Origin of the sequence: Enterococcus sp. DIV0840 (assembly GCF_050527835.1) — a bacterium.
Taxonomy (GTDB): domain Bacteria; phylum Bacillota; class Bacilli; order Lactobacillales; family Enterococcaceae; genus Enterococcus_L; species Enterococcus_L ureasiticus.
Genome location: NZ_CP172876.1, coordinates 1 through 19,394, shown reverse-complemented (window position 1 = coordinate 19,394; position 19,394 = coordinate 1). Strand labels below are relative to the sequence as shown.

Below are 19,394 nucleotides of genomic sequence, written 5' to 3'. Positions count from 1 at the left end.
TTATTTTATGGAAATTTAGGGAATTGGTCGAAATCAGGATCACGTTTTTCTTTAAACGAATCGCGTCCTTCTTTGGCTTCATCCATTGTGTAATAAAGTAACGTTGCGTCTCCCGCTAGTTGCTGAATTCCAGCCAATCCGTCTGTATCAGCATTTAGAGATGCTTTGATCATACGTAAAGCAAGCGGACTTTTCTTCAACATTTCTTCTGCCCACTCCATTGTAACATCTTCAACATCTGCTAAAGGTACAACTGTGTTGATCCAGCCCATATCCAACGCTTCTTCAGCTGAATATTGTTTGCATAAAAACCAAACTTCTTTGGCTTTTTTATGACCGACCACACGGGCTAAGTAGCCAGAACCATAACCTCCATCAAAACTACCGACATTTGGTCCAGTTTGACCAAATTTAGCGTTATCCGCTGCAATCGTAAGATCACAAACAAGTTGAAGTACATTACCTCCACCGATCGAATACCCTTTGACCATTGCAATAACAGGTTTTGGAATCACACGAATCAAGCGTTGTAAATCTAGTACATTTAAACGAGGAACACTATCCTCACCTACATATCCGCCATGCCCACGGACTTTTTGGTCTCCGCCTGAACAAAATGCTTTATCTCCTGCACCGGTTAAAATAATTACGCCGACATCTTGTTTATCACGGCTGATGTTAAATGCATCGATCATTTCCATGACAGTTTTTGGTGTAAAGGCATTGTGTACTTGAGAGCGATTGATGGTGATTTTCGCGACTTTGCCTTCTTGTTCAAATAAAATTTCTTCGTATTCTTTGATCGTTGTCCAGTTTCTCATGAGGAAACCTCCTTATAATTTTAAAAGCGGAACAAATCGGTTAATCCTGTAGAAAATCAGGAATTTGACATTGAAACGCTTTTAGTTTCACTGACAATTTATCTATTTTCCAAAGGATTGATTTGAGCAACTAGATAGTTTAAAAGCGGAACAAGCTGTTTAGCTCTGACAGAAAAATAGGAAATTAAAACTATGGTGCTTTTTGCCTTATTCATAATTCATCTTTTTTCTGAAGAGCTGGTTTGTCCAACTAAATTAGTTTTCAATGCTTCTATTATACACAAATATATAGATTTTAGAATGATAGACGGTTTAGATACTGGTGAAAGATTAAACGAATGATACTAGCAAGAAAATAGTAGAAATAATTCAAATACACTAAAAAACTGTCTGATACAAACGCCACAACCAGCTTGTATCAAACAGTTTTATTTTCCTTTAATTTATAGTCAGCTGTTACCCCAACTATAAACGACCTTTCGGAAGGGTCTTTCATCTAATAACCATGTTACCACTTGAATTAACCTTGGTCAACACTAAACTCTGGCATAATTCTCCCAAAAATCAATATGTTTTAATTATTTCAGAAAACATATTATACTTTTCGTTCAGCCAAGGATGATTTATATATAAGTCTTCATTTCGCTTGCATCTATTCAGCAATTCTTCTAATTCAGCTTTTCTGCTATCTCTAATTCCTGATGATTCAACATATGTATCGTGCAAAAATAACAACGATACTAAATCATGTACTCTCATATTCGTTAGATTAGGATAGATACGATTATTACTAAAATCTGTTCTTATTACATAATCTGTTAACTTTTTATGAGGATACCTGGATGGGCTTTCCTTACTCCCAAATTGAAATTCTTGATTTAAATATAATAAAATAGTTCTACTATGAGCTGCACAATTTCGTACATTCTTTGAGTATGGTAGAAAAATTTTAGCCACTTCATACTTACTTGATTCAAACAAGTTCTGTTCACAATAAAATTTGATAAATGATGATAACTGTCCAAAAGTCATTAATTCTAAAAGGACCCAAATAGATGGTTTCTTTATTCTTTTACAATATAAATCATAATCATAGTTTTTTCTATTGCTTCGTTCATTCATTATTTTATCTACTACATCAATGTATTTCGCTTGCTGCTCTGCTTGTTCTTTTTCAGAAATATTTTTCCTTTCAATCCATGAATTGAAATTACTTTTCTGATAGTTATTGTATTCACCAACAATTGAATAACCATCATCATCACCTTTTGTAATTGAAGATATGATTTTCGTTTTTAGCGAGTGTTCAATATCTAATGTTAATTTCATTAGTAAATATCTCAAATGCATATCAATAATTGCCAAATCAGATAAATGTTTTAAATCTAAATTCTGATACTTTCCATCAGAATTCCTTTTAAAATTTTTTCTAAATGCAGTCATTTTATAATAATATGTATTTTCAGATAATGTTTTTATTGCGCTTGCTTCATCACTTTCTTTAAATTCAATACCTTTAAAACTCATATACTTAACCTGCTCTTCTACACTAATTTTCTGTTGTTGCTTTATCTTTTCAAGTATTGTTAACATTTCAATATCCATTTTTATTCTCCTAAATACATTTATATTCATTATACTTTCTAAAAAGATATTTAACAATATGACATACACAGATTTGATTTAACTCTTCATAAATAAAGAAACATACAATCAAAAATAGAGTAGCTAAGCCATGATTCAGCTATAGACTACTCCTATTTTTTCCTATTCCATATAAACACTGTTAGTAGGCACTACTTGCGCACCAAATGGCATCAACGCCAACTTAGCTAGTTTAAATGACTGCATACCAAATGGAATTCCAATAATCGTCACACATAAAAGAATCCCACTGATACAATGTCCTACCGCTAACCAAAATCCGCTGAGAACCAGCCAAAGAATATTCACTAAAAATGAACTCGTACTTGTGCTATACACAACTCTTTTGCCAAACGGCCAAAAACTCAATCCAGCAAGCTTGAAACACTGTAACCCAATTGGGATTCCAACAATCGTAATACACCAAAGAACTCCAGCTAAAAGCCAAGCCAAACCACCAGCGAAACCGCCAAAAATAAACCAAATAATATTTCCTAGACAACCCATCTCTGAACCCTCTACTTTCTTCTTGATCGTATAAAAATAAATTATACTATAAAAGCTAAAAACAAACTCTTGCTTGCCCTATAAATTTACTAAATCATATAAAATTCCTTGTACACATTCTATAACTTCGTTACTATTATGACTATAAGCCTCATTACGAACAGCGAAGGAGATTATTTTTATGAGCACAGCAATCTTAGTCTATCAAAGTACACCCATGTTTTTAAAAAGCAAATTACCAAACGGAAACATTCTAGGTATGTTTAAACAAAATAAACTAGTAACGAAGCTGAATCAATCGTTGGAAAAGAGAAATAGTCACTGGATCGCTGTTCTAGACGATTCAATAGCAGATATTGACGTGATCGCTCAGGAAGCAGATGCCATTATTTGCGTTCCAGGCTTGCAAAAACAGTTTGAACTAAAAGATTACCCCAAAGAAAAAGTATTCTACTTTGATTCTTTAAGTTATCATGATTTAGCACTGGATAAAGTAATTGATTTTCTAGAATCGATTCAACAATAATTTACTTAGAAAAATGAGAGGATTGATTTTCGTGCATTTATTAGATTATTTAAAAATCGAAACAACTGAACTATCTAAAGAAAAAGTTATACTAAAAATGAACATTGAAGATTTTCATAAACAACCTTATGGCGTTTTACATGGAGGAATGAATGGGATTTTGATCGAAACTGCTTGTAGTTTAGGCGCTAATGAACAACTGGATGAGAATTCTTATGCAGTTGGAGTAGATCTTCAAATCAATCATCTAAAAAGTGTGTCAAATGGAACATTAACGGTGATTGCGACAGCAAATCGTGTCGGACAAGCAATTCAAGTTTGGGAAGGAAACGTATTTAATGACGCTGGGGAACTAACAGCTGTTGGGCGCTGTACGTTAATGGGTAGAAAATTTGAAAAGTAAAGAGAATCATTGGCGAGACAAAAACAGCTTATTACTTGGAGTTAACGCTTTTGCCTCGACCACTTTCAACTAGATTATTTCACCTGTAATTACTTTCAAATTCATCAGTAAAGAGGTCATTATATCCAATTCTCGTTGATCTACTTCTGAATATTTTTGATTTAAAATTTTTTCTCTTTCTTTTTTTACGAGTAAATACATTAAATTCAATTCCTCTGAAGTTAAATTTGATAAATAAACATGATTCGGTTCAGAGTATGCAAATGCTTCTATTTCGAATGTTTCCGGATTTCTCTTTAGACTCGTTCTGATCTGAAAACCATTTGAGAAAGTGATCATCTCAACATAAAGATACTCTGAAAAAGTAATCGGTCTACGTTCATAAACAGTCGTTTTTCCTCCAAATATTTCCAGTATATTTTCAATAAAGTTAGATAATGCCGTTCCAATATTTAATTGCTTTGAAAAAGTTTTAGATAGTAATAATTTTTCTTGTGTCATCATTTTTACCTCTCACTTCTTATTACTCTTATTATAATCATACTTTTTTTCAAAACAAAGCAAAACGATATTATGTTTTTTTTAAATATAAAAACTATGCAAAAAAGAACATCTCAGCATTCCACTGAAATGTTCTTTTTTATTTATTCTTCAGTCGTTGTATCTATTTCAGGCGTTTCAGTTTCAACAACTGTTGTTTCTACACCTTCAACTTCTTCAACGATTTCATCTGGCTCCGGCTCTACAACCGCCATCGTCACAACTTTTGCATCCTCTTCCATTCGCATCAAACGAACCCCTAATGTAGCGCGTCCTGTTTGAGAAACTGAATCAACATTGAAACCAGAAAACTTTATATTAAATTACCAATTAAACTCTTTAAGTGTTGTAATTCTTACTAATAGATGTTAAACTTGTATAAAAATCTGAATATTCAGAAAAAAAGGAGCGAAGTATTTATGTGGGCTTTAATTCTTTTAAATTTTTAAAAATGCCCTGAAGAAATCTATTAACCTTTGAAAGGAGTGATCTCTACCATGATTATAGACTTAGGTAAAACGATAGATTTTATTAGAAAAGGCAAAAATATATCCATAAAGCTTCTGACAAGTGGCGTTATTTCGAGATCTCAATATCATAGAATTATCAATAATCAATCTGAGATATCCGCTGTAACATTTTTTAAACTGTTAGAACAACTCAATGTTTCTATAGAAGAATTCATGTTTATTGGTAATTCTTTTAAAGAAGATGAATTTAAACGACTATTTAAAAACGTTAAAAAAGCTTTTCTGGAAAAAGACACTGAGAAACTAGAAAATTTAAAATTATATTCACTAAATTTGTATAAAAAATCTTTAATAGAAAAATATAAGCATATTTACTTGATAATCGATTTGTTAGTCAATCGATTAAACTTAAACAATGACTATAGAAAACAAAATGAGATTCAATATTATTTATTGAATCTCAATTTTTTTACACACTACGATTTGGTTTTATATATAAATACTTATTTTTCATTTTCTAGAGAAATAAATGAATTAATGATTAATAATATCTTTAACAGTGCCAATAAATATAAAAATTTAAAACAATACGAATCAGAGTTAGTAAAAATACTTGTTAATATGATAATTATCGAAATAGAAGAAAAAGATATCTTAAAAGTCCACAAGTATGCACAAATACTTGTAAACTTGAATATTTCCGATGAACTATTGTTAGAACAAGTTTTACAAAATTTTTTTATTGGGCTTTCCTTAATAATAACTGAAGACTGTCAGAACGGAATTTTAATTACTAAGAAAAACATTGATTTTTTAAAGCAACTAAATAATTCTTATTGGAGAATTTTAGAAAATATATACATAGTTACAATACACGTCATGAACGAAAAATAAGGAGAAAAATATTTTGAAATCTTTAAAATATAAATCAGTTAAACAAAATGATATGAAAGATTGTGGTGCGGCATGTATCGCGACAATCTTACGTCAATATAAATCAAATATACCAATTTCTAAAATCAGAGAAATGGCTGGAACAAGTGAGCTTGGAACGAATATCTTTGGAATCGTTCAGTGCTTAAACAATTTTAATTTCGAGAGTAAAGCTATAAAAGCAGACATGTCTATTTTTGATGATCCCACTCTCCCATACCCAGCAATAGCTCATATAATAAAAGATGAAATGCTCCTTCATTTTGTTGTTATACATAAAGTGGCAAAAAATTACCTACTAATTTCAGATCCAGCTGAAGGTTTGGTAAAACTTTCAAAACAACAATTTGAAGAAATGTGGACTAAAGCCATCATTTTTACTTTGCCTAAAGAGGATTATATTGCTCTTTCAGAAAATAACAATTCCCTACTCGATATTATGAAAGTCCTTTTTTTAGATAAAAAATTAATTTTTCATGTTGTAGTGGCTGCATTTACAGTGACCCTACTAGGTATTATTGCTTCTTTTTATTTTCAAACACTAATTGATTCCATTATACCAGAAGGTGCACTTACAACTTTAAATGTAATTTCATTAGGTATCATTTTTCTTTATATTTTCCAATCAGCATTTGAAAGTATCAAAGCATATTTATTAGCAGTTTTAGGAAATAGAATGAGTATCAGACTAATGCTTGGTTATTACAATCATGTACTTCTCTTATCAATGAATTTTTTTGCCACAAGAAAAACGGGAGAGGTTATTTCACGATTTACTGATGCAAGTAAAGTTGTAAATGCACTTGCAAGTTCTGTATTGACAATCATTTTAGATGTTACTATGTTATTGCTTATCAGTTCAATAATGTTCTTTCAAAATGCTAAATTATTTGCTTTAACACTAATTGTTATTCCTTTTTATTGTATTATTATACTTGCATTTGTCAAAAAATATGACGAATTAAATCATAAAGAAATGGAAGATAACTCTCTACTTAACTCTTTCATTATTGAGTCTGTAAATGGGATAGAAACAATAAAATCAATTCAAGCTGAAAATGAAGCGTCAAAAAAAGTCGATAGATTATTTATTAACTACATTCACTCTATGTTTAAAACTTTCAAATTAGATAACATCCAAACTGCTTTAAAACAAATACTGCAATTAGTGGTGAATACAGTAATTTTGTGGTCTGGTGCAAAATTAGTTATTGAAGGTACTTTGAGTGTTGGACAATTAATGACATTTAACATGATGGTTTCTTATTTTTCAACTCCCTTAAAAAATATTATTAACTTACAACCACACTTACAAACAGCAAAAGTAGCTGCAGATCGATTAGGAGAAATTTTTACCATAAAATCTGAATTAGATGAAAATGATAGTGAAAAAATCATTCATGAAGATATCTTCAGAGGAGTCATTGAATTAAAAAATGTGTCTTTTAACTATCCTATGCAAAGAGAGTGCTTGAGTGAAATAAATATGAAAATAAACTTTGGAGAAAAAGTAGCTATCGTTGGAAAAAGCGGTTCGGGTAAATCAACATTAGCAAAATTACTTGTCTCACATTATGAATGTACAGAAGGAAAAATAAAATATAACGATTACAATATTAAGGATGTTTCAAAAAAAAATCTACGTAAAAATGTCACTCTGATTCCCCAAACTACTTTTTTCTTTAGTGGTAGTATTTATGAAAATTTAGTGTTTGGCTTAGACAGAGAAGTCACCTGAGAAGAAGTCATTCACTTTTGTAAAATCGTATGTATCCACGAACATATCGAATCTTTACCTTTAGGATATAGCAGTTTTATAGAAGAAAATGCAGCGAACTTCTCTGGAGGACAAAAACAGCGTTTAGCATTAGCACGATCGTTATTACGAAAATCTCCTATAATTATTATGGATGAAGCAACAAGCAGTATCGATAGTTATACAGAAAAAAAAATAATTGATAATTTAATGACTATTACTTCATTAACAGTCATAATAATAGCTCATAGATTGTCTATTTTGAAAGAATGTTCACATATTTATGTAATGGAACAAAAAAAGATTGTTGAGCAAGGAACTCATCTCAATTTACTACAAAAACAAGGTACCTATTATAATTTATTAGGTTATTCTGAATAAACTATCTAGATTATTAAAGGAGTGCGCTATGAACGAACTTTTAAACATAAAAATAGGAAAAGACTTATTGGATACCAATTATAGTAAAACTGGATTATATGTACTTTATCCGTTTATTTTACTTTTAATTTTTGGCACTATTTTTCTAACTTTCGGAACAATGGAGCTATCCATAAAATCCACTGGTGCAATTTTGTCTAAAGATCTTGGTATTACAATTTCTAGTCCAGTTAACACAAAAATATCTAAAATTCTAGTATCAAATAATGATGGAGTTGAAAAAGGAAGAGATTTAATTATATTTGACTCTAGCCAGATACAACAAGAAGTAGACAAGACTGCTGAGGCAATTAAAGAAAAAACTGAACAACAGAATTACTTGTCATTATTTAAAGACAGCATTAATGAAGAAAACAATAAATTAGAAAATGATTTATTTGGATATAAAAGTCAAGTAGAAAATTATCTCACAGCTTTGAAAAAAAATAATGTTGATGACAGCCAAATAAAAAAGTCATCTCTTAGTGAGCAACAAAATCTTTTAACCACTCAATTATCGTCAATTGAAACAAAATTAACAGATTATGCTACATTCAAAGAATATGTCAACAACGACTCCCCACATTCATTTTCTACTGATATCGTTCATGTTGAGGTATTAAGCTATGAAGAAAAGAAAAAAAGTTTGTTAGATAGTAAAGAACTAGCCACTTTTAAAATTGAAATTCTAACTACTATTGAAAAAAATGTTCAAATGCTTCTTCAAGAAAAAATAACCTTAAATGAGAAACAATTACTTTTGAAAGAGAGTATTGATACTACTGATATAAACAAACAACAACAGTTACTAAGCTCTGAAGAAACAAAAACACAATTACTAAGTACTATTGAAGCAACCGCTGCAGAGACAAAAAACAGTAAACAAGAATTAACCCGACAGCTAGAGTCTCACAAAAAAGAACTAAATAAGTATCGTTTAACAGCCGAAGCTGATGGAACAATCGAATTTTCTGAAGCTGTTTCAAAAGGGAAAATTATTCCAGAAGGAACTGAGGTAGGCAAAATTGTTAGCCATAAACAAGAAAAGTATATCGAAGTGTATCTTCCCAGTAACCAAATCCTAGGAGTTAAAAAGGGACAAGAAATAAAATTTACAGTAAATAATTTAGAAAGCAATAAAAATAAAGTAATAATTGGAACAATAAATAAAGTACAGACTGAACCTAAACAAACAGAACAGGGAAGTTTTTATACTGTTTTTTGCGAACCTACAGATGTTTTAAACTATCCACACGGAACAACCGGAAACATCAATATATTAACTGGTAAAACAACTTATTTATCTTTCTTATGGAAAAAAATTTTTAAGTAGATTCCATATATTGTCCGATATATGGAACGTTTTCACAAATAATAATAAAGTGTATATATAATTAACTTATAGAAATTTCTATAACAAACTTTTAAAGGAGGAAATAGTATGAATAACGGTTTTGCAGCTTTAGAATCAAAGTATACTGGACTTGAGTTAGAAGAAATGTATGATATCAATGGCGGTATTACTATTATAATTGCTGGTGTTGCAGTAGTTCTCACAGCTAAAGCAATTGCCGCTGGTGTCGGAATTGTTTCAGCAATTATAGGTGGTGTCTATTCGTTAGGTTATGTTCTTGGTAAAGGTTGGGCTTACGTAAAATAATAGTAGAAGGAGCTTTTATTATGAATTCATCAATAATTGATTTATCTCCTAAGATATTAAAGCTTGTGACTTTTTTATTTATTTTCTTAATTGCAGGAAATATTTTGATGGATTTGATTTATAAAAAAGATATTGATACTGGAAAAATCTTTTGGATGATTATTTTACTATTTTTCATTAATTAACAATAAATGTAAACTAAAATATTTTAGATAATGGAGGAAAAATTTATGGAGAAACTAAATGCTTTAAATACTCTTGAAACAAAATATTCTTTACTTGACTCGGATGAGATGTATGATACAACTGGTGGTTTAACTATCATCATTGCTGGTGTTGTCTTTGTTGGTTGGAAAGCTGCTGCTTTAATCGCAGCAGGAGTCACTACACTAGCTGGTGCTGCCGCTTTAGGCTTTTGGAATGGGTATCATGATAATAAAAAATAAGTAGACTGTAGGTGATTAGTATGCTTAAAATATTAAATAAAAATATTAATTTATGGACATTTTCGTACAGCATCGTTTTAATAATGTCTCTTTTAATTATTGGCTTACAAATAATTTATTATTTTGTTTATGGTAGCAAATTTTTAGATAAATATACTTTAATCGGCTTTGTATTATTAACCTTCTCATACTATAATTTATTTTTAAAATAGTTTATGGATCGTTAGGTATCTTAGCAAAGAAAGAATTACAATATATCCATAGAAATTAGAACATTTAGCCTGTACTACACAAAGTTACATCTTCTAATTTTTTCTTGCTAAAAAACCTCGTTTCAGTCTAATGTTGACTGAAACGAGGTTCTTACTTTTTATTCTTCAGTCGTTGTATCTGTTTCAGGCGTTTCAGCTTCAACAACTGTTGTTTCTACACCTTCAACTTCTTCAACGATTTCATCTGGCTCCGGCTCTACAACCGCCATCGTCACAACTTTTGCATCCTCTTCCATTCTCATCAAACGAACCCCTAATGTAGCGCGTCCTGTTTGAGAAACTGAATCAACATTGAAACGAATAATGACACCTTTATTGGTAATCACTAGAATATCTTCATCACCACGAACGGTAGTAAGTCCTGCTAGTGGACCATTCTTCGGTGTGATATTGGCTGTCTTGATCCCTTTACCGCCACGGCCCTTCACAGGGTACTCAGAGGCTTTTGTACGCTTACCGTAACCATTTTCCGTCAACACTAGAACTTCCGTGTCAGCGTCGAGTAAAGAGGCTCCTACGACGTAATCTTCTTCTCTTAGACGAATACCACGCACACCTGATGCTGTACGACCCATATCACGGACTGCTGTTTCAGCAAATGTCACAGAATAACCATTATGCGTTCCGATGATCATGTTTTGTTCGCCATTTGTTAAGACAACATTGACTAGCTCATCCTCTTCTTTTAGACCGATTGCGATCAAACCATTGCTTCTAATATTAGAGAATGCTTTGACTGCTGTACGTTTAACAGTACCTTTACGGGTCGTGAAGAATAGATAATGTCCTTCTTCTGCTTGTCCTTCAACAGCGATGATCGCTTGAATCTTCTCACTAGAATCAATACCTAGCATGTTGATCACAGGGATTCCTTTAGCTGTTCTGCCGTATTCAGGAATTTCATATCCTTTAGCACGGTAGACTTTACCGTTATTCGTAAAGAATAGTAACGTATCATGAGTTGAACAAGAAACTAGGTTTTTCACGAAGTCATCATCATGAACGCCCATTCCCTGAACACCACGACCACCACGGCGTTGTGCTCTAAATTCACTGTTCGCTAAACGCTTGATATAGCCATTGTTTGTTAGTGTAATAACAACTTCAGCTTCTTCGATCAAGTCTTCATCTTCTAAACTTAGGACTTCACCCACTAATAATTCAGTGCGGCGAGCATCGCCATATTTATCATGAATCTCACCTAATTCTGTTTTGATGATCTCAACGACACGTTCTGGTCGAGCTAAGATATCATTCAAATCAGCAATGAATTTCAATAATTCTTGGTACTCATTTTCGATCTTATCGCGTTCCAAACCTGTCAAACGGCGTAAACGCATATCCAAAATCGCTTGTGCTTGACGATCTGAAAATTCAAAACGTTCGATCAAAGAGGCTTTCGCTTCATCATCTGCTTTTGAATTTCGAATAATTGCGATGATCTCATCAATGTGATCTAAAGCAATTCGCAAACCTTCTAAGATATGAGCACGTGATTCTGCCTTTTTCTTATCAAATTCTGTACGACGTGTAATAACTTCTTTTTGGTGCTCTATATAATTTTCCAGAATTTCTTTCAGACTTAGAATCTTAGGAATCCCTTTTTCGATTGCTAACATATTAAAACCAAAAGAGGTTTGTAATGCGGTCATTTTATAAAGGTTATTCAAGATAACAGAGGCACTGACATCGCGACGAACATCAATGACGATACGCATACCTTCACGAGAAGATTCATCACGTAAATCAGTGATTCCTTCAATCCGTTTTTCACGATGTAATTCTGAAATTCGTTCGATCAAACGCGCTTTGTTGACCATATACGGCAACTCAGATACTAAGATACGTTCTTTACCATTCGGCATATCAACGATCTCAACTTTAGCACGAATCGTAATCGATCCTCGACCTGTTTCATAGGCGCGGCGAATTCCTGATTTACCCATAACTAAACCACCTGTAGGGAAATCTGGTCCAGGCAATACTTCCATTAACTCATTCGTTGTCGCTTCTGGATTTTCCATCAGCAAGCTTGCAGCTTCGATAACTTCTGCTAAATTATGAGGTGGAATATTTGTTGCCATCCCAACAGCGATCCCTGTTGTTCCATTCACTAAAAGGTTAGGAAAACGTGCTGGCAGTACATCTGGTTCTTGTTCTGAGTCATCATAGTTTCCATGAAAATCAACTGTATTTTTATTGATATCACGAAGCATTTCCAACGCAATTTTACTCATTCTAGCTTCGGTGTAACGCATTGCAGCAGCGCCATCACCATCGACAGAACCAAAGTTTCCGTGTCCATCAACGAGCATACTGCGGTAACTAAAAGGTTGAGCCATCCGTACCATTGCTTCATAGATCGATGAATCTCCATGTGGATGGTACTTACCCATAACATCCCCAACGATACGAGCTGATTTTTTATGTGGTTTGTCAGGTGTTACACCTAACTCATTCATTCCGTATAAAATACGGCGGTGAACTGGTTTTAACCCATCACGAACATCTGGCAACGCACGAGCCACAATAACGCTCATCGCATAATCAATGAAGGATTCTTTCATTTCACTGGTCAGATTGACGTCTTGAATGTTCTCTTTCATTTCTTCACTCATGAATTTATCTCCTTCTTAATTAAATATCTAGATTTTTCACGTAATGGGCATTTTCTTCAATAAATGCTCGGCGTGGTTCAACACGGTCTCCCATCAACATTTCAAAAATTTGATCGGCTTCGATCGCATCATCGACACTGACGCGTGACATCAAACGTCTTTCAGGATCCATTGTTGTTTCCCATAATTGATGATCATCCATTTCTCCAAGACCTTTGTAACGCTGAACACTTGGTTTTGGACTAGCTGGTAGGCTCTCTAAAACTTGAGCTAGTTCTTCCTCAGCATTTTTTCCTGGTTGAACATAGGTGATATTTTTCCCTTGTTTTACCCCATATAAAGGTGGTTGAGCGATATATACATATCCCGCTTCAACAACTGGGCGCATGAAACGATAGAACAATGTTAACAATAGCGTACGGATATGTGCACCATCAACATCGGCATCGGTCATGATTACTAATTTGTGGTAACGAGCTTTTGATACATCAAAATCAGCCCCAAAACCTGTTCCCATCGCTGTAAATAATGAACGGATTTCTTCATTCGCTAAAATTTTATCCATGCTAGCTTTTTCAACATTCAAGATTTTCCCACGAATTGGTAAAATCGCTTGGAATTCACGGCTACGTCCTTGTTTCGCTGAACCGCCGGCTGAATCTCCTTCGACGATGAAAATTTCGCATTTTTCAGGATCTTTACTTGAACAATCGGCTAATTTACCAGGTAAATTACTGATTTCAAGTGCCCCTTTACGACGCGTCACTTCACGTGCTCTTTTAGCAGCCATACGGGCTTTAGAAGCTAGTAGGCCTTTTTCTACGATTTGTTTCCCAACAGTTGGATTTTCCATCAAGAATTTATTGAAATACTCAGAGAATAAACGGTCCGTAACAGTCCGAACTTCTGAATTTCCTAATTTTGTTTTGGTTTGTCCTTCAAATTGAGGTTCTGGGTGTTTGATAGAAATAACAGCTGTTAATCCTTCACGAACATCTTCCCCTGTCAGGTTTTCGTCATTTTCTTTCATGATCTTTTGTTTACGAGCGTAATCATTGATTACACGCGTTAATGACGTTTTAAAACCTGATTCATGCGTTCCACCTTCATACGTATGGATGTTATTGGCGAAACTTAATAAATTGGTATGGTACCCATCTGTATATTGCATGGATACTTCAACGATGATGTCTTGTTGTTCCCCTTCAATAAAAACAGGTTCTGGAAATAAAACATCTTTATTCGCATTCAAATGTTCTACGTAGCTCTTGATCCCGCCTTCGTAATGAAATTCTTTCAAGACAGGTTTTTCTTCACGTTTATCTTCAATAGAAATTTTTAGCCCTTTATTCAAGAATGCTAACTCTCTAACACGTGTTGCTAATTTATCAAAGTTAAAGACAGTTGTCTCTGTAAAGATTTCCGGATCTGGAACAAAATGGACTGTCGTTCCATGACGCTCTGTGTCACCGATCACTTTTAAGTCATCTTTTACAGCACCTTGATGGAATTCTTGGTAATAAATTTTTCCTTCTTTGTAGACCTTTACGTCTAATGTTGTTGATAAAGCATTAACAACAGAGGAACCTACTCCGTGAAGTCCGCCGGAAACTTTATATCCGCCGCCGCCAAATTTTCCTCCTGCATGGAGAACGGTAAAGACTGTTTCTACAGCAGGTCTGCCTGTTTTGGCTTGAATACCGACTGGGATTCCCCGTCCATCATCGACAACAGTAATACTGTTATCTTCTTCAATTACTACTTGGATACTTGATGCAAAGCCTGCCAAAGCCTCATCGATCGAATTATCAACGATCTCCCAAACTAAGTGATGCAAACCTTCCGAACTCGTCGATCCTATGTACATACCAGGACGTTTACGAACCGCTTCAAGACCTTCTAATACCTGAATCTGACTGGCATCATATTCTTGTGCACGTTCTTTCATGTTTTTTTCTTCTTCTGTCATATAGATGCTTCCCTCTCTATCTCTCCCTGATGAACATAAAATATATCTGGTTCAACAGCTAATTTATTGTTTAAATGATCCAAACTTGTCGTTGTTAAAAAAGTCTGAACCTTTCCTTCAATCGTTTCTAGCAGGTGCAATTGTCGTTCATTATCTAACTCACTCATGACATCATCCAATAACAACACAGGATATTCTCCTGTTTCTGAATACATTAAATCAATTTCCGCAAGCTTTACGCTAAGAGCTGTGGTTCTTTGTTGACCTTGTGATCCATATGTTTGGACGTTTTGTCCGTTTACATTAAAAATCAGATCATCTCGATGAGGACCTAAAAAGGTATTGGCCTTAAACAACTCACGTTTTCGGTTATCAAGAAGGCTCTGCAGCAGTTGCTTTTGGATCTCTTCTAGTGAAAAATTTTCTTTATCTAACGGGATACTTGAAAAATAATCGATCGCCAATTCTTCTTTTTCATGGCTAATTTTCTTATGCAGTAAATTCGCCCAGTGCTCTAATTTTTGGATAAATTCTAGACGAGCAAACAAGACTTTTCCGCCAAATTCTGCCAATTGTTCAGTCAAAATATCTAAATAAACAAGATCCGACTGTTTTTTTTCAGCTAACTGCTTTAAATATTGATTACGCTGTTTTAAGACAGACTGATATTGAACCAAATCATACAAATAAATCGGATTGACTTGGCCTAATTCCATATCGATAAACTTACGACGTAATTGCGGTGAGCCTTTGACAAGCAAAAGATCTTCTGGCGCAAATAAAATGACATTTAGCTGACCAATATATGAACTCAAACGCTTTTGTTCAATATGATTGACCTTTGTCTTGCGGCCTTTGTTAGAAATAATGATCTCAAGCGGCACCGTTCCTGTCTTTTTTTCAATAACTCCGCTGATTCTTGCTGAATCAGAATCCCAATGAACCAATTCTTTCTCGTTACTGGTTCTGTGACTGCGGGTCATCGCTAAAACATAAATACTTTCTAAAAGATTTGTCTTGCCTTGTGCGTTTTCCCCTAGAAAAATATTTAAGGTTTTAGGGAAATCTAAGGTCAGCCCATCATAATTACGATAATGCTGCACCTCGATTTCATTCAGTCTCATCGACTACCTCGCCTTTTTTGACCATAAAAAAAGTACCTTCTTCAGGTATTTCGAGCATCATACCAGCATATAATTTTCTACCGCGGCGATTCTCTAATTCCCCATCTACGAAAACACTATTTTCAGCTAAGTACCATTTGGCAGCGCCGCCACTACTGATAACGTCGACTTCTTTTAAGACTTGACCGAGTGTCATGTAATCTGTTTCTAAAACAATCGTCTTTTTCAAAATGCATCCCTCTTTTTTGTTTTCACTTTTACTCCAATATTATACTCTTTTTTACATCAAAAAACAAATTTATCCGTCTAATTTTCTTTCTAAGCAATTTTGAAGGCAATCGACAAAAAATATTCTAACGATTAAAAAAGGCTTAAAATGCATTTTAAGAAGAAATATACGAGTTGAGCTTCTTGAAAAGTTTTTTTAGTGTTTTTACTTTATTAAAAATCTATTATTTTAAAATCTGATTATTTCTATATTAAACAGTCGTCTACTTTTTTAGATGAAATGACATAAACGATTGGGTAAAACACGTCAACTATGCAACTAGTCTGTTGTTAAATAAAAAAGGACTTGCCTCGAATTTTTGAGGCAAGTCCTTTTTTATTTTTAATTCGTACGAACAGGTGTAATCAACTGAATAAAATCTAAATCAGTTTCTGTCGGTTCTAACGTAAATGGACGAATCGCAGAAATAAATTTAACTGTAATACTCATATCACCAAATGCTCGTAAAGCATCTTTCATATAATCCGGATTGAAAGAAATTTCTAGTGGATCACCAGTCACTTTTTCATAATTTAGCGGTTCTTCTACTTTCCCGATTTCTGGCGAGTTTCCGTAAAGAACAACAGAATCAGAAGCAATCGCTAAACGAACGATATTATTACGACCTTCATGAGACAATAACGATGCACGATCGATTGCAGATAATAATTCTGGCACATAAAAATCAATTTCAGTATTAAAACTTGTTGGAATCAAACGATTCGTATCAGGATAATTTCCTTCTAACAAACGAGAATAGAAATACATATTTTGTGTTTTGAACAATACTTGGTTTTCCATAATGCTGATTTCGACCATTTCTTCTTCATTCGTAAATGAACGAGAAAGTTCAGTCAAACTTTTTCCTGGAATGACAATATTGAAATTTTCAGCTGCTTGTTCGATTGGAATGATTCGTTGACTCAAACGGTGTGAATCTGTCGCAACAGCTAATAATTTTTGGTTTTCTAAAATAAAGTGAACTCCTGTTAAAATTGGACGACTTTCATGAAGAGAAACAGCAAATCCTGTTTCATTGATAATTTTTGTCAACAGGTGAACGGGTAATTGAATTTGATTTTTTGCATCGATTACGGGCAGGTGTGGATAATTATCTGCGTCTAGTCCATTAACCGTAAAGTCAGCCTTTCCTGAAGTGATCGCAACTTGATTATTTTCCAATACTTCTAATGTGAACATATCTTCAGGTAATTTACGAATGATTTCACCAAAGAAACGAGCTTGTAAAACAATACTACCTGTAGATTCAATTGTCATCTGAGCTTTTTCGTCTTCCTTACTTAGAAAACTTTCAATAGAAATATCTGCATTACTACCTGTTAATGATAAGCCTTCGTCAGTTAAAACGATTTTTACACCTGTTAAAATTGGGATAGTTGTTTTAGAAGAAATAGCTCGTTGAACGGTTTGTAATTCTTGTAAGAAGGTATTTCTTTTCACGGTTAATTTCATAATGATTGAACTCCTTTTTTAATTGATTTTAAAAGTATAAATTTTGCTAAGACAGTTTTGTATTTATATATAAATAAATAATAAAAGTAGTAGGTCCTGTTAATTCTGTGGAAAAGTTAGGAAACGAAATAAAAGACAAGTTTTCCACCTGTGCATAACTTGTGGAAAACTTTTTACTATTTCTCTTTTTTATCCACAGGCTACGAATTAAGCAAGTTTTTGATTTCGCCAACTTCTTTTTGAATTGTCGGATCTTTTTGCATTAATTGTTGAATTTTTTCATGAGCATGAATAACTGTAGTGTGATCTTTTCCGCCGAACTCGGCACCGATTTTTGGTAGAGAATTTTCGGTCATCTCTCTGGAGAGGTACATCGATATTTGTCTAGGAACAACGATCGATTTCACACGTTTTTTGCCTTTTAGATCTTTTAACTGGATATGGTAATACTTTGCCACTTCTTCTTGGATTTGTAAAATCGACAAATGATTTTGACTACCGACAGATTTTAAGGATTTCAGAGCATCCGCGGCTAGACTAGTTGTAATATCTTCCCCATTGATCGTAGCAAATGCTTGAACTCGCACCAAGGCGCCTTCTAATTCACGAATGTTGGAATCAATTTGGCCAGCGATGTAACTGAGCGTATCGTCAGGAATTTCCAAGCGTTCTGCATCTGCTTTTTTCCGTAAGATGGCAATTCGTGTCTCTAAATCAGGTGGTGTGATATCAACAGAGAGACCCCAAGCAAAACGAGAAACTAATCGCTCAGGTAGCTTTGGAATATCATTAGGCGGCCGATCACTGGTGAGAACGATCTGTTTGTTTTCATTATAAAGATCATTGAAGGTATGGAAAAATTCTTCCAATGTTGCTTCTTTCTCAGCTAAAAATTGAATATCATCGACTAGTAGTAAATCAACATTTCGGTACTCTTTTCTAAATTGTTCAGAATTCTTGGTTTGGATCGAATTGATAAATTCATTTGTAAATGTTTCACTGCTGACATATTTTACTTTTGCATCTGGTCGATTTTGCAGCATTTGATGACCAATAGCATGCATCAAATGGGTTTTTCCTAAACCAACACCACCATAAAAGAATAGTGGATTATAGATAGAACCAGGATCTTCTGCTACAACTAAAGCCGCTGCATGAGCCATTTGATTTCCTTTTCCGATAACGAATGTATCAAAAGAATACTTTGGATTCAATAAAGCTTTTTTCCCATGTTCCGCAATTTTTTCCTGCGTTACAGGGGCTTTTTTTTCTTCTTGAACCGGCATTGTCTCTTTTTCACCAGTAACAACAAAATGAGGCATCACTTCAGCACCAGTCAATTTAAAGCCGGTTTCGACGATTTTTGCGGCTAAATTCTTTTCCCAATAGTCTTTATGAACAGCAGAAGGAACTTCTAACCATAATTGATTATTCTCCAACTTTAGCGGTTGCGTTGTTTTTATCCAAGCATCAAAACTTGGCGCAGACAAAACAGATTGGTAAGTATCTTCTAGATCTTTCCAGAAACTTTCCATATCGGGCAT

17 protein-coding genes and 2 pseudogenes are annotated in these 19,394 nt (G+C 33.7%); 8 read left to right on the top strand and 11 right to left on the bottom strand.

Annotated elements, in window-relative coordinates; translation table 11 throughout:
* Positions 1–5: 5 nt before the first annotated feature.
* The 3 genes from menB to IGL98_RS00085 all read right to left on the bottom strand — a co-directional run bounded on the left by menB (position 6) and on the right by IGL98_RS00085 (position 2,972).
* The gene (gene menB / locus IGL98_RS00095; RefSeq protein WP_206911815.1) at positions 6–821 is read right to left on the bottom strand and encodes a 1,4-dihydroxy-2-naphthoyl-CoA synthase; all 816 of its coding nucleotides are present in this window, start codon (positions 819–821) and stop codon (positions 6–8) included.
* Between the two features lie 564 nt (positions 822–1,385).
* The gene (locus IGL98_RS00090; protein ID WP_206911814.1) at positions 1,386–2,426 is read right to left on the bottom strand and encodes an Abi family protein; all 1,041 of its coding nucleotides are present in this window, start codon (positions 2,424–2,426) and stop codon (positions 1,386–1,388) included.
* Between the two features lie 162 nt (positions 2,427–2,588).
* Positions 2,589–2,972 carry a YccF domain-containing protein gene (locus IGL98_RS00085; RefSeq protein WP_206844557.1) on the bottom strand — a complete coding sequence of 128 codons (384 nt, stop codon included), beginning with the start codon at positions 2,970–2,972 and terminating at the stop codon, positions 2,589–2,591.
* 181 nt (positions 2,973–3,153) lie between these two features.
* On the opposite strand from IGL98_RS00085, the gene IGL98_RS00080 reads away from it, so the two are divergent.
* Positions 3,154–3,498 (top strand): hypothetical protein, encoded by a 345-nt coding sequence (locus IGL98_RS00080; protein ID WP_206844554.1) that lies wholly within the window; start codon positions 3,154–3,156, stop codon positions 3,496–3,498.
* Between the two features lie 31 nt (positions 3,499–3,529).
* On the top strand, positions 3,530–3,901 hold the full coding sequence (locus IGL98_RS00075) for a PaaI family thioesterase (RefSeq protein ID WP_339099416.1): 372 nt from the start codon (positions 3,530–3,532) through the stop codon (positions 3,899–3,901).
* Positions 3,902–3,970: 69 nt separating this feature from the next.
* On the opposite strand, the gene IGL98_RS00070 is transcribed toward IGL98_RS00075, so the two are convergent.
* Positions 3,971–4,402 carry a hypothetical protein gene (locus IGL98_RS00070; RefSeq protein WP_069647067.1) on the bottom strand — a complete coding sequence of 144 codons (432 nt, stop codon included), beginning with the start codon at positions 4,400–4,402 and terminating at the stop codon, positions 3,971–3,973.
* 143 nt (positions 4,403–4,545) lie between these two features.
* Positions 4,546–4,743: pseudogene (locus tag IGL98_RS00065) on the bottom strand (DNA gyrase C-terminal beta-propeller domain-containing protein); the annotation flags it as partial.
* 195 nt (positions 4,744–4,938) lie between these two features.
* On the opposite strand from IGL98_RS00065, the gene IGL98_RS00060 reads away from it, so the two are divergent.
* From IGL98_RS00060 to IGL98_RS00035, 6 genes and pseudogenes are all read left to right on the top strand, one after another.
* Positions 4,939–5,805 carry a helix-turn-helix domain-containing protein gene (locus IGL98_RS00060; RefSeq protein WP_206844547.1) on the top strand — a complete coding sequence of 289 codons (867 nt, stop codon included), beginning with the start codon at positions 4,939–4,941 and terminating at the stop codon, positions 5,803–5,805.
* Positions 5,806–5,818: 13 nt separating this feature from the next.
* Positions 5,819–7,981: pseudogene (locus tag IGL98_RS00055) on the top strand (peptidase domain-containing ABC transporter).
* 28 nt (positions 7,982–8,009) lie between these two features.
* A complete protein-coding gene (locus IGL98_RS00050; RefSeq protein ID WP_206844544.1) occupies positions 8,010–9,353 on the top strand; it encodes an HlyD family efflux transporter periplasmic adaptor subunit in 1,344 nt (447 codons plus the stop codon).
* A 108-nt stretch (positions 9,354–9,461) separates the two neighbouring features.
* Complete coding sequence (locus IGL98_RS00045; RefSeq protein ID WP_206911813.1) at positions 9,462–9,680, top strand: hypothetical protein; 219 nt, start codon at positions 9,462–9,464, stop codon at positions 9,678–9,680.
* A 20-nt stretch (positions 9,681–9,700) separates the two neighbouring features.
* On the top strand, positions 9,701–9,865 hold the full coding sequence (locus IGL98_RS00040; protein WP_206844539.1) for a hypothetical protein: 165 nt from the start codon (positions 9,701–9,703) through the stop codon (positions 9,863–9,865).
* A gap of 45 nt (positions 9,866–9,910) precedes the next feature.
* On the top strand, positions 9,911–10,126 hold the full coding sequence (locus IGL98_RS00035) for a hypothetical protein (RefSeq protein ID WP_206844538.1): 216 nt from the start codon (positions 9,911–9,913) through the stop codon (positions 10,124–10,126).
* A gap of 370 nt (positions 10,127–10,496) precedes the next feature.
* On the opposite strand, the gene gyrA is transcribed toward IGL98_RS00035, so the two are convergent.
* The 6 genes from gyrA to dnaA all read right to left on the bottom strand — a co-directional run bounded on the left by gyrA (position 10,497) and on the right by dnaA (position 19,394).
* Positions 10,497–13,016, bottom strand: coding sequence for a DNA gyrase subunit A (gene gyrA / locus IGL98_RS00030; RefSeq protein WP_206911812.1), 2,520 nt, complete (start codon positions 13,014–13,016; stop codon positions 10,497–10,499).
* 19 nt (positions 13,017–13,035) lie between these two features.
* Positions 13,036–14,985: a DNA topoisomerase (ATP-hydrolyzing) subunit B gene (gyrB, locus tag IGL98_RS00025; protein WP_206844532.1), complete on the bottom strand. Its 1,950-nt coding sequence runs from the start codon at positions 14,983–14,985 to the stop codon at positions 13,036–13,038.
* Positions 14,982–16,109, bottom strand: a complete 1,128-nt coding sequence (gene recF, locus IGL98_RS00020) for a DNA replication/repair protein RecF (RefSeq protein ID WP_206911811.1) — start codon at positions 16,107–16,109, stop codon at positions 14,982–14,984. The genes gyrB and recF overlap by 4 nt, the downstream gene beginning before the upstream one ends.
* On the bottom strand, positions 16,096–16,338 hold the full coding sequence (gene yaaA, locus IGL98_RS00015; protein ID WP_010766628.1) for a S4 domain-containing protein YaaA: 243 nt from the start codon (positions 16,336–16,338) through the stop codon (positions 16,096–16,098). Before yaaA ends, recF begins: the two co-directional genes overlap by 14 nt.
* A 381-nt stretch (positions 16,339–16,719) precedes the next feature.
* Positions 16,720–17,850, bottom strand: a complete 1,131-nt coding sequence (gene dnaN / locus IGL98_RS00010; protein ID WP_010766631.1) for a DNA polymerase III subunit beta — start codon at positions 17,848–17,850, stop codon at positions 16,720–16,722.
* 200 nt (positions 17,851–18,050) lie between these two features.
* Positions 18,051–19,394, bottom strand: a complete 1,344-nt coding sequence (dnaA, locus tag IGL98_RS00005; RefSeq protein WP_069647074.1) for a chromosomal replication initiator protein DnaA — start codon at positions 19,392–19,394, stop codon at positions 18,051–18,053.

What these genes read in the sequence shown, in the direction of transcription:
- IGL98_RS00080 (WP_206844554.1), top strand. Translation starts at nt 3,154, where the DNA reads ATGAGCACAGCAATCTTAGTCTATCAAAGTACACCCATGTTTTTAAAA.
- IGL98_RS00050 (WP_206844544.1), top strand. Translation starts at nt 8,010, where the DNA reads ATGAACGAACTTTTAAACATAAAAATAGGAAAAGACTTATTGGATACC.
- IGL98_RS00060 (WP_206844547.1), top strand. Translation starts at nt 4,939, where the DNA reads ATGATTATAGACTTAGGTAAAACGATAGATTTTATTAGAAAAGGCAAA.
- IGL98_RS00070 (WP_069647067.1), bottom strand. Translation starts at nt 4,402, where the DNA reads ATGACACAAGAAAAATTATTACTATCTAAAACTTTTTCAAAGCAATTA.
- dnaN (WP_010766631.1), bottom strand. Translation starts at nt 17,850, where the DNA reads ATGAAATTAACCGTGAAAAGAAATACCTTCTTACAAGAATTACAAACC.
- gyrB (WP_206844532.1), bottom strand. Translation starts at nt 14,985, where the DNA reads ATGACAGAAGAAGAAAAAAACATGAAAGAACGTGCACAAGAATATGAT.
- IGL98_RS00090 (WP_206911814.1), bottom strand. Translation starts at nt 2,426, where the DNA reads ATGGATATTGAAATGTTAACAATACTTGAAAAGATAAAGCAACAACAG.
- IGL98_RS00085 (WP_206844557.1), bottom strand. Translation starts at nt 2,972, where the DNA reads ATGGGTTGTCTAGGAAATATTATTTGGTTTATTTTTGGCGGTTTCGCT.
- IGL98_RS00045 (WP_206911813.1), top strand. Translation starts at nt 9,462, where the DNA reads ATGAATAACGGTTTTGCAGCTTTAGAATCAAAGTATACTGGACTTGAG.
- IGL98_RS00040 (WP_206844539.1), top strand. Translation starts at nt 9,701, where the DNA reads ATGAATTCATCAATAATTGATTTATCTCCTAAGATATTAAAGCTTGTG.
- gyrA (WP_206911812.1), bottom strand. Translation starts at nt 13,016, where the DNA reads ATGAGTGAAGAAATGAAAGAGAACATTCAAGACGTCAATCTGACCAGT.
- IGL98_RS00035 (WP_206844538.1), top strand. Translation starts at nt 9,911, where the DNA reads ATGGAGAAACTAAATGCTTTAAATACTCTTGAAACAAAATATTCTTTA.
- menB (WP_206911815.1), bottom strand. Translation starts at nt 821, where the DNA reads ATGAGAAACTGGACAACGATCAAAGAATACGAAGAAATTTTATTTGAA.
- dnaA (WP_069647074.1), bottom strand. Translation starts at nt 19,394, where the DNA reads ATGCCCGATATGGAAAGTTTCTGGAAAGATCTAGAAGATACTTACCAA.
- recF (WP_206911811.1), bottom strand. Translation starts at nt 16,109, where the DNA reads ATGAGACTGAATGAAATCGAGGTGCAGCATTATCGTAATTATGATGGG.